The organism is Caballeronia sp. NK8 (genome assembly GCF_018408855.1).
In the GTDB taxonomy this organism is placed as follows: domain Bacteria; phylum Pseudomonadota; class Gammaproteobacteria; order Burkholderiales; family Burkholderiaceae; genus Caballeronia.
This window is the reverse complement of the sequence record NZ_AP024322.1, coordinates 1,550,601-1,565,711: the sequence shown is the minus strand read 5'-3', so window position 1 is coordinate 1,565,711 and position 15,111 is coordinate 1,550,601. Positions and strand designations below refer to the sequence as shown.

The 15,111-nt window shown below is 63.7% G+C and carries 14 protein-coding genes; 8 read left to right on the top strand and 6 right to left on the bottom strand.

Going from position 1 to position 15,111, the window contains the following annotated elements; all coding sequences use genetic code 11:
- Positions 1–8 precede the first annotated feature (8 nt).
- The 5 genes from NK8_RS07535 to NK8_RS07515 all read left to right on the top strand — a co-directional run bounded on the left by NK8_RS07535 (position 9) and on the right by NK8_RS07515 (position 9,079).
- Positions 9–1,523, top strand: a complete 1,515-nt coding sequence (locus NK8_RS07535; protein WP_213225921.1) for a 3-hydroxyacyl-CoA dehydrogenase — start codon at positions 9–11, stop codon at positions 1,521–1,523.
- Between the two features lie 33 nt (positions 1,524–1,556).
- A complete protein-coding gene (gene paaK / locus NK8_RS07530) occupies positions 1,557–2,897 on the top strand; it encodes a phenylacetate--CoA ligase PaaK (RefSeq protein ID WP_213225920.1) in 1,341 nt (446 codons plus the stop codon).
- Between the two features lie 253 nt (positions 2,898–3,150).
- Positions 3,151–6,351: an efflux RND transporter permease subunit gene (locus NK8_RS07525; protein WP_213225919.1), complete on the top strand. Its 3,201-nt coding sequence runs from the start codon at positions 3,151–3,153 to the stop codon at positions 6,349–6,351.
- 14 nt (positions 6,352–6,365) lie between these two features.
- Positions 6,366–7,586, top strand: a complete 1,221-nt coding sequence (locus NK8_RS07520; protein ID WP_213225918.1) for an efflux RND transporter periplasmic adaptor subunit — start codon at positions 6,366–6,368, stop codon at positions 7,584–7,586.
- Positions 7,586–9,079 (top strand): efflux transporter outer membrane subunit, encoded by a 1,494-nt coding sequence (locus tag NK8_RS07515; RefSeq protein WP_213225917.1) that lies wholly within the window; start codon positions 7,586–7,588, stop codon positions 9,077–9,079. Before NK8_RS07520 ends, NK8_RS07515 begins: the two co-directional genes overlap by 1 nt.
- Positions 9,080–9,136: 57 nt before the next feature.
- Here the strand turns inward: NK8_RS07515 and NK8_RS07510 are convergent, their stop codons facing one another.
- Both NK8_RS07510 and NK8_RS07505 read right to left on the bottom strand, forming a co-directional pair.
- Entirely contained in the window at positions 9,137–9,760 is a 624-nt protein-coding gene (locus NK8_RS07510; RefSeq protein WP_213225916.1) for a hypothetical protein, read from the bottom strand.
- A gap of 20 nt (positions 9,761–9,780) precedes the next feature.
- Positions 9,781–11,175: a selenium-binding family protein gene (locus NK8_RS07505; protein ID WP_061176058.1), complete on the bottom strand. Its 1,395-nt coding sequence runs from the start codon at positions 11,173–11,175 to the stop codon at positions 9,781–9,783.
- Between the two features lie 149 nt (positions 11,176–11,324).
- Here NK8_RS07505 and NK8_RS07500 point away from each other — a divergent pair, with 149 nt between their 5' ends.
- Complete coding sequence (locus tag NK8_RS07500; RefSeq protein ID WP_160147456.1) at positions 11,325–11,480, top strand: hypothetical protein; 156 nt, start codon at positions 11,325–11,327, stop codon at positions 11,478–11,480.
- A gap of 82 nt (positions 11,481–11,562) precedes the next feature.
- Here NK8_RS07500 and NK8_RS07495 read toward each other — a convergent pair whose 3' ends face one another.
- Positions 11,563–11,883 (bottom strand): hypothetical protein, encoded by a 321-nt coding sequence (locus tag NK8_RS07495; protein WP_162065670.1) that lies wholly within the window; start codon positions 11,881–11,883, stop codon positions 11,563–11,565.
- A 65-nt stretch (positions 11,884–11,948) separates the two neighbouring features.
- Entirely contained in the window at positions 11,949–12,419 is a 471-nt protein-coding gene (locus NK8_RS07490; RefSeq protein ID WP_213225915.1) for an Lrp/AsnC family transcriptional regulator, read from the bottom strand.
- Positions 12,420–12,531: 112 nt separating this feature from the next.
- Here NK8_RS07490 and NK8_RS07485 point away from each other — a divergent pair, with 112 nt between their 5' ends.
- The gene (locus tag NK8_RS07485; RefSeq protein ID WP_213225913.1) at positions 12,532–13,464 is read left to right on the top strand and encodes a DMT family transporter; all 933 of its coding nucleotides are present in this window, start codon (positions 12,532–12,534) and stop codon (positions 13,462–13,464) included.
- Positions 13,465–13,476: 12 nt separating this feature from the next.
- On the opposite strand, the gene NK8_RS07480 is transcribed toward NK8_RS07485, so the two are convergent.
- Together NK8_RS07480 and NK8_RS07475 are read right to left on the bottom strand one after the other, a co-directional pair.
- Positions 13,477–13,764 carry a DNA-binding transcriptional regulator gene (locus NK8_RS07480; protein WP_213225911.1) on the bottom strand — a complete coding sequence of 96 codons (288 nt, stop codon included), beginning with the start codon at positions 13,762–13,764 and terminating at the stop codon, positions 13,477–13,479.
- Positions 13,757–14,071 (bottom strand): transcriptional regulator, encoded by a 315-nt coding sequence (locus NK8_RS07475; RefSeq protein WP_213228547.1) that lies wholly within the window; start codon positions 14,069–14,071, stop codon positions 13,757–13,759. Before NK8_RS07475 ends, NK8_RS07480 begins: the two co-directional genes overlap by 8 nt.
- A 128-nt stretch (positions 14,072–14,199) precedes the next feature.
- Between NK8_RS07475 and NK8_RS07470 the strand changes: the two genes are divergently transcribed.
- A complete protein-coding gene (locus NK8_RS07470; RefSeq protein ID WP_213225909.1) occupies positions 14,200–15,111 on the top strand; it encodes a recombination-associated protein RdgC in 912 nt (303 codons plus the stop codon).

The following is a 15,111-nucleotide window of genomic DNA, read 5'->3' as shown; positions in this document are numbered from 1 at the left end:
CCACGACCATGACACAGGCGATTCAGGCATCGGCGATCATCGGTGTGATCGGCGCAGGCGCGATGGGCGCGGGCATCGCGCAAGTCGCGGCGCTCGCCGGACACACCGTGCTGCTTTACGACCTCGATGCGAAAGCGCTCGACAAGGCGCATGCCGGCATCGCAACGAACGTGCAGCGTTTGATCGACAAGAAGAAGCTCGATCAGGCAGCGGGGCAGGAAGCCATCGACCGCCTGCGCATCGTTGCGAATCTCGCGGATTTGCGCACGGCATCGCTTGTCATCGAAGCCGTCGCCGAGCGTCTGGACGTCAAGCGCGCGCTCTTCGGCGAGCTCGAAAGCATCGTGACGCAGGACTGCATTCTCGCGACCAACACGTCGTCCATTTCGATCACGGCGATCGCCGCGCCGTTGCAGCATCCGTCGCGCGTCGTCGGCATGCACTTCTTCAATCCGGCGCCGCTGATGGCGCTCGTCGAGGTCGTGCGCGGTCTCGCCACATCGGATGAGGTCGCGCGCACCGTGTACGCCACGGCGGCCGTGTGGGGCAAGAAGCCGGTCCATACGAAATCGACGCCGGGCTTCATCGTCAATCGCGTGGCGCGGCCGTTCTATGCCGAGGGCCTGCGCATTCTGAACGAGCAGGCTGCGGACGCAGCTTCCATCGACACCATCATGCGCGATTCGGGCGGCTTCAGAATGGGCCCGTTCGAACTGATGGATCTGATCGGCCACGACGTGAACTTCGCCGTGACGCAATCGGTGTTCAACGCGTACTTCAACGATCCGCGCTTCACGCCTTCGCTGATCCAGCAGGAACTGGTGAACGCGGGCTTTCTCGGCCGCAAGACGGGCCGTGGTTTCTATGATTACGCCGCCGATGCCGTGAAGCCTGCCGCGCGCATCGAGACGAACACGCGCACGCCTTCGAAGATCGTGCGTGGTGAAAGCGCACCGTTGTACGCGCAACTGCAAGCACGTATCGGCGAAACCAGTCTGTGCCGCGATGATCTTCCAGGCCTCATCGCGCAGATCGACGATGCGTATCTGTTTCTCACCGATGGACGCACCGCGACTGAACGCGCGCATGCGACCGGCATCGACAACATCGTGCTGATCGATCTCGCGCTCGACTACGCGAATGCACGAAGCGTCGCGCTCACGCGCGCACGCCAGTGCGCCGATGACGCCTACGCCGCCGTCGCCGGCGCGCTGACGAAGGCAGGCTATGCGGTGGTGCCGCTGAACGATATCGCCGGCATGGCCGTGATGCGTACCGTCGCCATGCTCGTCAACGAAGCGGCGGACGCGGTGAATCAGGGCGTCTGCACGAGCGCCGATCTCGACCTCGCGATGGAGAAGGGCGTGAACTATCCGCTCGGTCCGCTTGCGTGGGGCGAGCGTATCGGCATCGGGCAGATTCACGATGTGCTGCTTCATCTCGCGGCGCACTACGGCGAAGACCGTTATCGCGCGTCGCCACTCATATCGGCCTTGCGTTACGCGGGCCAACGCTTCCACTGAAGCGAATCCCGAACATTCATTCATCGAGCCTTCATGCAGGAGACAACCGTGGTCCAATCCATTGCACAGCAAAACGAACTGGAGCCGATCGAGCGCGCGAGCCGGGACGAGCTTCAGGCGCTGCAACTCGAGCGCCTCAAATGGTCTTTGCGTCATGCTTACGAGAACGTGCCGCACTATCGTCGCGCCTTCGATGCGGCAGGCGTGCATCCCGACGACCTGCGCGAACTCTCCGATCTCGCGCGTTTTCCGACCACGACGAAAACCGACTTGCGTGACAACTATCCGTTCGGGTTGTTCGCGGTGCCGCGCGATCAGGTCGTGCGCGTGCATGCTTCGAGCGGCACGACGGGCAAGCCGACGGTGGTCGGCTACACGGCGAGAGACATCGACACTTGGGCCAACGTGACCGCGCGCTCGATCCGCGCCGCGGGTGGCCGCAAGGGCGACACGCTGCACAACGCATTCGGCTATGGCCTCTTCACGGGCGGTCTCGGCATTCACTACGGCGCGGAACGTCTGGGCTGCATGGTCGTGCCGATGTCGGGCGGCCAGACCGAGAAGCAGGTGCAGCTGATCCGCGACTTCGAGCCGAAGATCATTCTCGTGACGCCTTCGTACATGTTGAATCTGCTCGACGAGATGGCGCGTCAGGGCATGGACCCGGCAAATACGTCGCTCAAGATCGGCATCTTCGGCGCGGAGCCGTGGAGCCAGGGTTTGCGCAGCGAGATCGAAACGCGCGCAGGCATTCAGGCACTCGACATTTACGGGCTCTCGGAAATCATGGGCCCGGGCGTCGCCTGCGAATGCATCGAAACGAAGGACGGTCCGACGATCTGGGAAGACCATTTCTATCCGGAGATCATCGATCCTGTCACGGGCGAAGTGCTTCCCGAAGGCAGCACGGGCGAACTCGTCTTCACGTCGCTGACGAAGGAAGCGATGCCGATGATCCGCTACCGCACGCGCGATCTCACGTCGTTGCTGCCGCCGAGCGCGCGCTCGATGCGCCGCCTCGCGAAGATCACGGGCCGTTCCGACGACATGCTCATCATTCGTGGCGTGAACGTGTTCCCGAGCCAGATCGAGGAGCTGATTCTTGCGATTCCGCGTCTCTCGGGTCAGTACCAACTGTGTGTGTCGCGCGAGGGTCACATGGATTCGTTGTCGGTTTCGGTGGAAGCGCGCGCCGAAGTCTGCGCGAGCCTGAACGACAGCGATCGCGCCGGTCTTTCGCGCGAGCTTCAGCAGCGCGTCAAGACGATAGTCGGCGTTTCCACGCAGGTGCGCGTGCTCGATTCCGGCGAACTGCCGACGACCGCGACCGGCAAGGCAAAACGCGTGCTCGACCTGCGACCCGCAACCGTCTAAGCCTCATCGAGTCAAGCGCCTCGCGTTCCGCGGGGCGCAACGTCTTTCCCACCAATTGGAGCGCTCGTTCCATTTTCGGTGCGGCCTCGCATTCTTCTGCAGAAATTCTTCCGCATAAACCCTCGCAACCGTTTGCGCAAATTGTTTTGTAAGCTTCAAATGTGTCATCGTAGCGGGGGCTTTCGCTCGGGAAACCCACGGCAATCGAACAGCATTCGAACAACGAACACCAGACGGGGCAGGCGGAACTTAGATGTGGATCGTCAGACTCGCGCTCAAGCGCCCGTACACGTTCATCGTCCTGTCGCTGCTTTTGCTGATCATCGGTCCGCTCGTCATTGTGCGCACGCCGACCGATATCTTTCCCAACATCGACATTCCGGTCGTCAGCGTCATCTGGTCGTACACGGGCTTGCCGCCGGATCAGATGGAGCGCCGCATCACGCTCAACTACGAGCGCGGTCTTTCGGTGGCGGTCAACGACATCGAACATATCGAGTCGGAATCGCTGCCGGGCATCGCGGTGATTCGCATCTATTTCCAGCCGAATGCGAATGTCGATGAAGCGATCGCCGAGATCACCGCGCTCTCGCAGACACAATTGCGCTCGCTGCCGCCGGGCATCACGCCGCCGAACATCCTGCGCTTCAATGCGTCGACCGTGCCGATTCTGCGGCTCGCGCTGTCATCGGCCGAGCTTACCGAGCAACAGCTCTACGACTTCGGCAACAGCTTCCTGAAGACGCAGCTTGCGACGGTGCAGGGCGCGTCGGTGCCGCTGCCGTATGGCGGCAAGCAGCGGCAGATCATGGTCGATATCGACTCGCGCAAGCTGCAGGCGAAGAACCTCGCGCCCACCGATGTCGTCAATGCGATCAGCGCGCAGAACCTCATCCTGCCAACGGGCACCGCCAAGATCGGTTCGACCGAATACTCGGTGGGTCTGAACGCGAGCCCCGGTTCGATCGAAGGACTCAACGACATCCCGATCCGCACCGGCCCTGGCGGCACGATCTACATCAAGGACGTGGCGCACGTGCGCGACGGCTTTCAGCCGCAGACCAACATCGTGCGCGTCGATGGAACGCGTGCTTCGTTACTGACGATCAACAAGAGCGGCAACGCCTCGACGCTCGATATCGTCGCGCGCGTGAAGAACCTGCTGCCGACCTTGCGCGGCATGGTGCCCGAGTCGCTGAAGATCGATCCCGTGGCGGATCAATCGCTGTTCGTGCGCGCATCGGTGTCGGGCGTATTGCGTGAAGCGGTGATCGCGGCGGGCCTGACCGCGCTCATGGTGCTGCTCTTTCTCGGCAGTTGGCGCGCCACGCTCATCATCGCGATCTCGATCCCGCTTTCGATGCTGACATCGATCGTCGCGCTCTCCGCGATCGGCCAGACGATCAACATCATGACGCTCGGCGGCCTGGCGCTCGCGGTCGGTATTCTCGTCGACGATGCGACAGTCGCAATCGAAAATATCAGCCAGAACCTGGAGCAGGGCAAGGAGCTGGAGCAGGCGATTCTCGATGGCGCGCAGCAGATCGCCGTGCCGACGCTCGTATCGACGCTCTCCATCTGCATCGTGTTCATTCCGATGTTCCTGCTGACGGGCGTCGCGCACTATCTGTTCGTGCCGATGGCCGAGGCCGTCGTGTTCGCGATGCTCGCGTCGTACTTCTTCTCGCGCACGCTGATCCCGACGCTCGCGAAGTATCTGTTGCGGCATCACGAGCACATGGGCGGCGACATCGAATCGATGAAGGGCTCGCGCAATCCGTTCGTGCGTATCCATCTCGCGTTCGAGCGTCATTTCGAGTCGGTGCGTCATCGTTATCGGCGTTTTCTCGAGGCACAGCTCGCGAAGCCCGGACGCTTCGCATCGCTGTTCCTGGTGTGCTGCCTGTTGTCGCTCGGCCTGGCTCCGTTCCTTGGCCGGGACTTTTTTCCGTCGATCGATTCGGGTGTGATCGCCTTGCACATGCGCGCGAAAACCGGCACGCGCATCGAGGAAACGGCGGCGCTCACCGATCGCGTCGACGCGCGCATCAGGCAACTGATTCCGCGCGGCGAGATTCGCTCGATCATCGATAACATGGGTCTGCCGGTATCGGGCATCAATCTCTCGTACAACAACACGGGCACGGTGAGTTCCGCCGATGCCGACGTGCTCATCAGCCTGAACGAAGATCACGCGCCTACCGAGGGCTATATCCGCGAGCTGAGAAAGCGGCTGCCGCAAGAGTTTCCGGGCGTGACGTTCTCGTTCCTGCCGGCGGATATCGTGAGCCAGATCCTCAACTTCGGCGTGCCTGCGCCGATCGATATCGCGATCACCGGGCGTGACGTGCGCGGCAATCGTGCGCTCGCGAATCGCCTGCTCGAAAAGATTCGCCGTGTGCCGGGCCTCGTCGATGCGCGCATCCAGCAGCCGTCGGATCTGCCCTCGATCAATGTGGAAGTGGATCGCACCAAGGCGCTGCAAGCAGGCTTCACGCAGCGCGATGTCGCGAACAATCTGCTCATCACGCTGTCGGGCAGCCAGCAGACGACGCCCACGTTCTGGCTCAATCCCGTGAATGGCGTGAGCTACAACGTCATCACGACCGCGCCGCAATACGACATGAATTCGCTGCAATCGGTCGCGAACATTCCGGTCACGTCGGCGAGCGGCAAGACCAATATTCTGGGCGCGCTCGCGTCGCTGTCGCGCGGCGCGCGCGATGCGGTCGTCTATCACTACAACGCGCAGACCACCATCAATCTCTATGCGACCACCGAGCGGCGCGATCTCGGCGCGGTCTCCGACGACGTGCAGCGCATCCTCGACGAAGCGCGCGGCGAGCTGCCCAAAGGCTCGACCATCGACATGCGCGGCCAGGTCGAGACGATGAATGGTTCGTTCTCCGGACTTGCGTTCGGCCTCATTCTCGCGGTTGTGCTCGTGTACTTGCTGATTGTCGTGAACTTCCAGTCGTGGCTCGATCCGTTCATCATCATCACCGCTTTGCCGGGCGCGCTCGCGGGCATCGTGTGGACGCTCTTTCTCACGCATACGACGCTGTCGATTCCCGCATTGACGGGCGCGATCATGTGTATCGGCATCGCGACGGCGAACAGCATTCTGGTGGTGAGCTACGCGCGCACGGCGCTCGCCGAGCACGGCGATGCGATACGTTCCGCACTCGAAGCAGGCTATACGCGCTTTCGCCCCGTGTTGATGACCGCCGCCGCGATGATGATCGGCATGGTGCCGATGGCGATCGGCCTCGGCGAAGGCGGCGAGCAGAACGCGCCGCTCGGACGCGCCGTGATCGGCGGGCTGATGGTCGGCACCATCGCGACGTTGTTCTTCGTGCCGGTCGTGTTCTCGGTCATCTATCGGCGCATGGAAGCGCGCGGCAAGGGTCCGGGCGCGCGGGCCAGCGAAGCGGCGCATAAAACAATCGAATAGCAGGTGGAGCAAGAATGGAAGAGCAGGGGTCGCAACGATCGGGCAACGGACGGCGAGGGCGCTTATGGCTCGCGATCGCGCTCGTGGTGGTCGTCGTGCTCATCGCGCAAGGGATTTTTTCGAGGCGCGCGGCGCATGCGGAACTCGAACGCGATGCGAACGAGCATGGCGCGCAGACGGTCGAGGTCATCAAGCCGGCGCGCATGAAGGCGTCCCAGGATCTCGTGCTCGCGGGCGATATCCGCGCGTACTCCGATGCGCCGATCTTCGCGCGCACCAATGGTTATCTGAAGCGCTGGACCGTCGATATCGGCACGAAGGTGAAGAAAGGCCAGTTGCTCGCGGAAATCGATGCACCCGAAATCAACGACCAGCTTCGCCAGGCGCGCGCCGATGCGCAGACCGCGCGCGCGAACTATCTGCTCGCGAAGACGACGGCCGAACGCTGGGCACTGATGCTGAAGAACAACTCGGTGTCGCGTCAGGAAACGGACGAGAAGAACGGCGACATGCTCGCCAAGGAAGCGGCGCTGAATGCGGCTCAGGCGAACGTATCGCGGCTCGAACAGCTCGTTTCGTTTCAGAAGATCTATGCGCCTTTCGATGGCGTCGTGACGGCGCGCAACACCGATGTCGGCCAGTTGATCGATGCGGGCAGCGGCGCGGCCGGCCGCGAGCTCTTTCACATTCAGGATGCTTCCACCTTGCGCGTGTTCGTCGATGTGCCTCAGGCTTACGCGCGGATGATCGCGGTGGGACTGCCCGCCGAACTGCTGCTCAACGAGGATCGCAACCGCAAGTTCGAGGGCGTGACGGTACGCACAGCGGGCGCAGTGGACCCGGTCGCGCGCACGATGCGCGTCGAGGTCGACGTGAAGAATCCGACCGGCGAATTGCTCGCGGGCGCGTATGCGCAAGTGCGCTTTCGTCTCACGAGCGCGAACCCGTCTTATACGCTGCCGGGCAACGCGCTGCTGTTCCGTCCCGACGGCGTGCATGCGGCGAGCGTCGATGCGAACAATCGCGTGAAGCTGCTGCCGATCACGCTCGGCACGGACTACGGCACGCGTGTGTCGATCGTCTCGGGATTGAATGGCGATGAACGCGTGATCGTGAATCCGCCCGATTCCATCATCGATGGCGCGACGGTGCGCATCGGCCACGCGGATAACGGCGCGGGCGCGAGCGAAGGCGCGCATGGCGGCGCAGCGAAGCCGGACGGAAGCGAATCGTGATGACGCGCGCACCAATCCGACTCGTTGCATTCCTAACTATTTCCGTGCTGGCGGGCTGCGTGGCGGGGCCGGACTACGTTCGGCCCGAGGTGGCCGCGCCTGCCGCGTACAAGTCGCCGATACCGCTCGACGCGACGGCATCGCAAGACTGGAAGCCCGCGCAACCCGCCGACACGACGCGCCGCGCCCCGTGGTGGGAAGTCTATGGCGACCCGCAACTGAACGCGCTCGAAGAACGCGTCGCGACGGCGAATCAGACCGTGGCCGCGGCGGCCGCGCGCTTTCGCGGGGCGCGCGCGGCCGCCGCGCAGGCGCGTTCAGCTTATTTCCCGACGGTTACCGCGAACGCGGCGTTCAATCAATCGCGCGTGTCGTCGAATGTGCTGTACAAATCGAGTGCGGGCGTCACCGTGCCTGACTATCTGATCGATGCGCAAATCTCCTGGGAGCCGGACCTGTGGGGCCGCATCTCGCGCGCCGTCGAAGGCGGGCGAGCGGAGGCGCAGGCAAGCGCGGCGGATCTGCAAAGCGCGATTCTCTCGATGCAGGCCGAGCTCGCCACGAATTACTTCGATCTGCGCGGCGTCGTCGAAGAGGAGCGGCTGCTGCAGGCGACGCTGCAAGCCTATGACAAGGCGCTCGCGCTTACTCGCGATCGTTTCGCGGGCGGCGTCGCGGCGGAATCGGATGTCGCGCAGGCGGAAGAGCAATTGCGCGCGACGCAGGCGCAACTGATCGATCTGGAGACCACGCGCACGAGCCTCGTCAATGCGATCGCGATTCTCGTCGGCGAGTCGCCATCGGGTTTCGCGCTCGATGTCGTGCCGCTCAACGAAGCGCATTCTCCGCTTCCGTCGGCGGCGCTCGCCGCGCTGCCGCTCAGCGTGCCGTCCGCGTTGCTCGAACGGCGGCCGGATATCGCGGCGGCGGAGCGGCGCGTCGCGGAGGCGAATGCGCGCGTCGGCGTGGCGACAGCGGCGTTTTTCCCGAACCTGCTGCTCGCCGCGACGGGCGGCCTCGAAGCGACGCGCCTGAGTTCGTGGCTCGAAGCGCCGAGCCGTTTCTGGTCGCTCGGGCCGCAACTCGCGTTCACGGTGCTCGACTTCGGCGGCCGGGCGGCGGCCCGCGATGCGGCGCGTGCGGCCTACGACGAGAGCGTCGCCGACTACCGGCAGACCGTGCTGACGGCATTCGGGCAGGTCGAAGACAACTTGAACGCGCTGGAGGTGTTGCGCCGCGAGGGCGAAGCACAACGCGACGCGGTCGATGCCGCCCAGCGCGCGCTGGGCAAGGTGAGCAACCGCTACGAAAACGGCGCGATCACGTACCTGAGCGTGGTCGTGACGCAGGCCATCGTGCTGTCGGATCAGCGCACGGCGTTGCGCATCGAGCGGCGGCGCATGGCGGCGAGCGTCGCACTCGTGAAGGCACTGGGCGGTGGATGGACCACCGCTTCGTTGCCGGGACCGGAAGAGGTGTCGAGGCGGGATTGAATTTCGCACGATGCGTGCAGAATGCCATCGCGCATGATGTACGCAAAATTCGATCGGCTAAACGAGCAGAAACACGCCGCATCCGATCAGCGCGGCGCTCCACAACCAGTCGATGTTGATCCAGCCGCTGCGTAGGAAGCCGAGCCCGCCGCGCTCCTGAACCGACATCGCGAACATGGAGATCGCGGCGATCACCGCCAGCATCGCGCCGGTATGCACCGTCAGCGCGAGCGCGCTGGCCTCGAACGCCTGCCCGGCCACCTTGCCCGTGCAAAGCGGCAGGAGCGCCGGCACGAGCATCAGCCCCGCGCCGTGCGCGCTCGACATCACGAAGGACCACAGCGCGAGCCCTGCGAGCCCGGTGCGCATGCCGACGGTCGGGCGTCCGCGATGCCCGCGCCACACGCTCCACGCGCCCCAGCCGATCAGAAGCGCCCCGCAAGCGCGCGCGAGCATGTCGTGGCCGATAAACGTGCCGAGCGTGAGCGCGCCTGCCAGCACGAGCGCGACCGACGCTGCATGACCCAGTGCGATCGGCACGAGCGACACGAGCGCGACTCGGCGGCTGCGCGCATAGAGCCCGAGCGCGACGGCGAAGAGCCATCCCATCGCGGGATTGAGACCGTGAAACGCGCCGAGGCCCGCGGCGGTGAAGAGGAGCGCGGGCGAGGCGGCGTCCATGCGAGGCGGCTCGTGGCGTGTCAGGGGTAACAGTAGGAATCCGACGAGCAATCGCCGCCCTGCAGCCGGATCTGATGCGGCCGCTGTCCTTTCGGCCAGTCGATGAAAAACTTCTCGTCGACGGCGAGGCCGCCGTTCGGATCGGCGTCGAGTTTCACCATCCAGCCTTCGATGCCATCGGGATAGAACTGCGCATCCACCGCGCCGTACAGCGAATTCGTGAAGTAGACACGGCGGCCGTCGCGACTCACTTCGACCATTTGCGGGCCGCCGTTCAACGCACCGTTCGCCGCGCCCGGATGCGTTGCGCGCGCGACCACGCCGCCGATGCGAACCTTGCCCGTCAGCTTCGGCGCGAACGGATCGGAGACGTCGTACTGCAGCATGTCGCCGGTGCCCCAGCACGACACGTAGAGAAAGCGGTCGTCCATCGACAGATCGATGTCCGAGACGAGCGGCGGCACCGCGCCGAAGCCCTTGAGCAGCGGCGGCAGCGCATCGGCGTCGGCGGGCTCGGCGGGTATGTCGATGATCTTCTTCACCGCCCATTTGTCCTTGTCGCGATACCAGGTCCAGATCGACGACGACAGATCCTTCAGGCTGATCACGCAGTTGACGAAGCCATATGCCTTGGTCGGATCGTGCGCGGGACGCAGCTCGAACACGAGCTGATATTCGTCGCCGAAGTCGATTTCCTGAATGTGCTTGCGCTTCGTGAAGTCCCAGAAATGCAGCTTGCGTCCGTACTTCGCGCCGAGCAGTATTTCGGGGACGAGGCCGTCCTCGAAGGTGTCGGGCGTGCCCCATTCGCTCGTGACCATCGTGTCGTAGCCGAGATGCCACCAGCCGTCGTACGCGAGTTGCTGCGGGCCGCGATCCACCTCCCAGCGGCCGAGCGGATCGAAGCTCTGCTGATCGAGGATCAGCACGCCGCCCGGCGCCTTGCCTTCGGCGTTGCCGAGCGCCGTGACGTAGATGCCGCCCGGTCCGCAGTGCACGGTGTGCGGGCGCGTATAGCCGGTTTTTTCCGCGAGTTCTTCAGGCTCGATCGTCTTCACGATGACGGGCTTCTTCGGATCGGGCTTCGTGTCGAGGATATGGATGCGCGACGAGCGCAGCCCCGGCACGACGAGATAGCGCCGCTCCATGTGCGGATGCGGCGCGTTCGGGCACAGACAGGACGAGCACGCGTTCCAGCCGAAGTGATGCAGTTCGTCGCCGGTATCGGGCATCGCGAGTTCGCCGACGATCTTCGTATAGTCGGGTGAATCGGGATCGACATCGACGACGGCGATTTTGTCCGGCGTCTTGCGCTCGGGATCGAACGTCGCCACGTAGGCGAGTGTTTCACGCGGCGCCTTGGCCGCGAGGCGCGGGGAAGGATAGAAGCTCGGGTCCGGTTTCCATGTTGCCATGTGCGTCTCCCAGTGGATTTGCTTGACTGCGAAGCAGACGTGCAAAAGCACTATAGGACACAAGGAGGCGGCACGCTGACGCTGACTCCGGCGCGACGATCTGCGCCTACAATAGAGGCATCGCTCCAAGACCTATAGAGGAGGACGCGATGGCCGAGCCGATGATCAGCCTGTTGGCGGGAATCGTCCTGGTGCTATGCATCGCGGTGGTTCTCGTGATGCATCACCGACACCCGCATATCCAGACCCCGAAGGCACGCTGGCTGGATTCGCATCCACCGCGCGACTGGCGGCACAGGCATTGAAAGCGTAGTGCATCCTGAAGTAAGTGATCAAGGCGCCGGCACGGACCGGCGCCTTGTCTTTGTTGCGGCGCGAGAAGACATTTCAGCGCCTCGGCCCTTTCATCGCCTCGGCTTCCCGCGCGGCGTTCCATTCCTCGCTGTTTTCGATCGGGTCCATGCCCTCGTCGATGGACGCCGACGCGCGCTCCGCCACCGAGCGCGTTTCCTCTTCGGCGTCGTCGTCGATGATGCCGTCCTCGTCGGCGGGCGGCTCCAGCATGTCGTGCAGCATCGCCTCCAGCTCCGGCGTATCCCACGGTTCGCCGCGCTGCTTCTTTTTCTTGATGTAGTGCCGCACTTCGGCATCCTGCTCAGCAGTCAGCGGAAGCCCGCGGAAGGTGCGGTTGGCGTCGAAGTCACTCATGTGTTCGCTCCTGTCGCGCATGACCCTAGTGTAACGCCGTTCGTCTGCAGGTAAAAACGCGCCAGTCAGCCGAGCGGAGGCAGACGTCTTTCGATCGGCGTCGCCTTCACGATGGCCGTGCTCGTCGCGGCGCGCTCGGTGACGCGCGAGAGAATATCGTCGAGATGTTCGATCGAGCGCAGATGGAGGCGGCAAACGAAGCAGTCGTCGCCGGTCACCTTGTCGCATTCGACGAATTCGGGGATACGCCTGATCGCTTCTTCGACGAGATGCAGTTGTCCGGGCAGCGGCTGCACGCGCACGATCGCCTGCAGCGTGTAACCGAGCGCACGCGGATCGATATCGACGGTGAAGCCGCGAATCACGCCTTGCGTTTCGAGCCGTCGCACGCGCTCGGCGGTGCTCGGCGCCGACAGGCCGACGCGCTTTGCAAGCTCGCTGATCGCGATACGTCCGTCGCTCGCGAGCACGCCGATGAGTTCGCGATCGATGGCGTCGATACCCGTCGGTGGCGGGATGCTTAGGTTCTTTCCCATGATGGCCTTCGATTCAAAGGTCGAAAGATGTGCGTGCCTCATTTTAGGCATGGTTTTGGGCAAAGCGCATCGATAGACTTGAAGGCATCGAAACCTGCATGGCAGAACCAGAATGAACACCGACAGAATCAATGCGCGCTTTAGCGGCGCATCGAACGCAAATGAGCTGCGCCGCGGCGCGATCGAGATGTCGCTCGCGATGCTGATGTCGGGCACGATCGGCTGGCTGGTCGTGTCCTCGGGACAGACGCCGTGGAACGTGGTGTTTTTTCGCTGCGTGTTCGGCGGGGCGACGCTCATCGCCGTATGCGCGGCGCTGGGCTTTCTGAAGAAACGTTATTTCTCGTGGCGCATGATCGGGCTCGTCGCGCTCGGCAGTGTGGCGATCGTCGGCAACTGGCTGTTGCTGTTCGCCGCGTACTCGCGCGCGTCGATCTCGATGGCGACCACTGTCTACAACACGCAGCCGTTCATGCTCGTCGCGCTGGGCGCATTGGTGCTGCGCGAGCGCGTGTCGGCGTCGACACTCGCGTGGCTCGGCATCGCGTTCATCGGACTCGTGATGGTGGTGCGCGTCGAGCCCGCCGTGCTGGCGACGCCGGGACAGTATCTCGAAGGCATCGCGTATGCGCTCGGCGCGGCTTTTCTTTACGCGATCTCGTCGATCGTCACGAAGCGTCTGAAGGGCACGCCGCCGCATCTGATCGCGATGCTGCATGTGCTGTTCGGCATCGTCATGCTCGCGCCGTTCGCGCGCTTCGATCAGATGCCCGCGTCGCTGGGCGGATGGTCGGATCTCGTCGTGCTCGGCGTCGTCAACACGGGACTCATGTACGTGCTGCTCTACGGCGCGATCCAGAAGCTGCCGACCGCGACGACGGGCGCGCTGTCGTTCATCTATCCGGTGGTCGCGATCGTGGTCGACTGGCTCGCGTTCGGGCAAAGGCTCGCATGGCTGCAAGTGGCCGGGGCGGTGCTCATTCTGCTCGCGGCGGCGGGGGTGAATCTGCAGTGGCGGATCGTGCCGGGACGTACGCCCCGGTAATCCCTCCGTTCACTATGCCGCGCGCGGAAGATCGCGCAGCGCCTCGGGATGCGCCACGGCAACGCGCAAGAGTGTTTGAGCCGCGCCCGTCGGATTGCGACGGCCTTGTTCCCAGTCCTGAAACGTGCGGATGGAAACACCGAGCAACGCGGCGAACTCCGACTGAGACACGCCGACCTTCGCGCGCGCCAACGCTGCGACGGTCGGTTCGACGCGGGTCGTGCGTGCTGCACGACCCTTCTTCATGTCGCGAACCGATTGAAGGAGGTCGGCCTGAAATTCTTCGAGTTCCTTATCCATGTTGAATTGCCTCACGAAGCTGGTTGAGGAAAGTTGCTGGCAGATTGTCGAATTTCGTCTTTGAGTATGCGATCAAGAGCCAGATCTCGCCGTCGTCCAGGAGGTTGTAGTAGATGACGCGCGCGCCGCCGCGCTTTCCTTTGCCGGGCGTGGTCCAGCGAACCTTGCGTAATCCTCCCGTGCCGGGAATCACGGCGCCCGCCAGCGGATTATTCGCAAGCCATACGATGAATGCCTCGCGCTCCGGGTCTTGCCAGATTTCGTCGGCGTAGCGCTGGAAAACCGCGGTTTCGATGATCGTGTATATCGTATCGATTATACGGCATTGCCGTATATACCGAAAACCCCGCACACCGCGCACTTTCAGGCCGACTCATCGCGAATCGCTCACTCGTATAGAATGGCGCCCCTTTCCGACTACATCGAAATCCCGCCATGTGGTTCAAGAATCTCCAGCTTCACCGTCTTCCCGCACACTGGTCCGTCACGCCGAATCAAATGCAGCAGTGGCTCGAGCCGCTTGCCTTCAGCGCCGCGTCGAGCATCGAGAACGAGCGTCGCGGCTGGGTTTCGCCGCGCGGCGACGATGCGCTCGTCTACACGGCGAATCGTCAGATGCTCATCACTTATCGGGCGGAGAAAAAGCTGTTGCCCGCGTCGGTCGTCACGCAATTCGTGAAGGAGCGCGCGGCCGAGCTCGAAGAGCAGCAAGGCTTCAAACCCGGCCGAAAGCAGTTGCGTGAGCTGAAAGAACAAATCACCGATGAACTCCTGCCGCGCGCCTTCAGCATTCGCCGCGACACGCGGGTGTGGATCGATCCGGTGAACGGCTGGCTGGCGATCGATTCGGCATCGGCGACGCTGTGCGACGACATCATCGGCCTGCTCGTGAAATCCGTCACCGATCTGCCGCTCGCGAGCGTACGCACCGCGCGCGCGCCGGTATCCGCGATGACCGAGTGGCTGCTCTCCGGCGACGCGCCCGCCGGCTTCACGCTCGACCGCGATACCGAACTGCGCTCGACCGGCGAGGGCAACGCCACGGTGCGCTACGTCGGCCACGCGCTCGAAACGGAGGACATGCGCCGCCATATCGAAGCGGGCAAACAGTGCATGCGTCTTGCGATGACATGGAACGACCGCGTGTCCTACGTGCTCACGCCGTCGCTGACGTTGAAGCGCGTAAGCGCGCTCGACGTCATCAAGGAAGCCGCCGATCCCACCGCGACCAACGACGACGAGCGCTTCGAGTCCGACTTCATCCTGATGACGGGCGAGCTTGCGCGCATGCTGTCGGCGCTGACGGACGCGCTGGGCGGCGAAGAGGATCTGCGCGCCGCCGCGTAG

Coding starts and splice junctions, on each gene's coding strand:
- NK8_RS07535 (WP_213225921.1), top strand. CDS start 9: ATGACACAGGCGATTCAGGCATCGGCGATCATCGGTGTGATCGGCGCA.
- paaK (WP_213225920.1), top strand. CDS start 1,557: ATGCAGGAGACAACCGTGGTCCAATCCATTGCACAGCAAAACGAACTG.
- NK8_RS07525 (WP_213225919.1), top strand. CDS start 3,151: ATGTGGATCGTCAGACTCGCGCTCAAGCGCCCGTACACGTTCATCGTC.
- NK8_RS07520 (WP_213225918.1), top strand. CDS start 6,366: ATGGAAGAGCAGGGGTCGCAACGATCGGGCAACGGACGGCGAGGGCGC.
- NK8_RS07515 (WP_213225917.1), top strand. CDS start 7,586: ATGACGCGCGCACCAATCCGACTCGTTGCATTCCTAACTATTTCCGTG.
- NK8_RS07510 (WP_213225916.1), bottom strand. CDS start 9,760: ATGGACGCCGCCTCGCCCGCGCTCCTCTTCACCGCCGCGGGCCTCGGC.
- NK8_RS07505 (WP_061176058.1), bottom strand. CDS start 11,175: ATGGCAACATGGAAACCGGACCCGAGCTTCTATCCTTCCCCGCGCCTC.
- NK8_RS07500 (WP_160147456.1), top strand. CDS start 11,325: ATGGCCGAGCCGATGATCAGCCTGTTGGCGGGAATCGTCCTGGTGCTA.
- NK8_RS07495 (WP_162065670.1), bottom strand. CDS start 11,883: ATGAGTGACTTCGACGCCAACCGCACCTTCCGCGGGCTTCCGCTGACT.
- NK8_RS07490 (WP_213225915.1), bottom strand. CDS start 12,419: ATGGGAAAGAACCTAAGCATCCCGCCACCGACGGGTATCGACGCCATC.
- NK8_RS07485 (WP_213225913.1), top strand. CDS start 12,532: ATGAACACCGACAGAATCAATGCGCGCTTTAGCGGCGCATCGAACGCA.
- NK8_RS07480 (WP_213225911.1), bottom strand. CDS start 13,764: ATGGATAAGGAACTCGAAGAATTTCAGGCCGACCTCCTTCAATCGGTT.
- NK8_RS07470 (WP_213225909.1), top strand. CDS start 14,200: ATGTGGTTCAAGAATCTCCAGCTTCACCGTCTTCCCGCACACTGGTCC.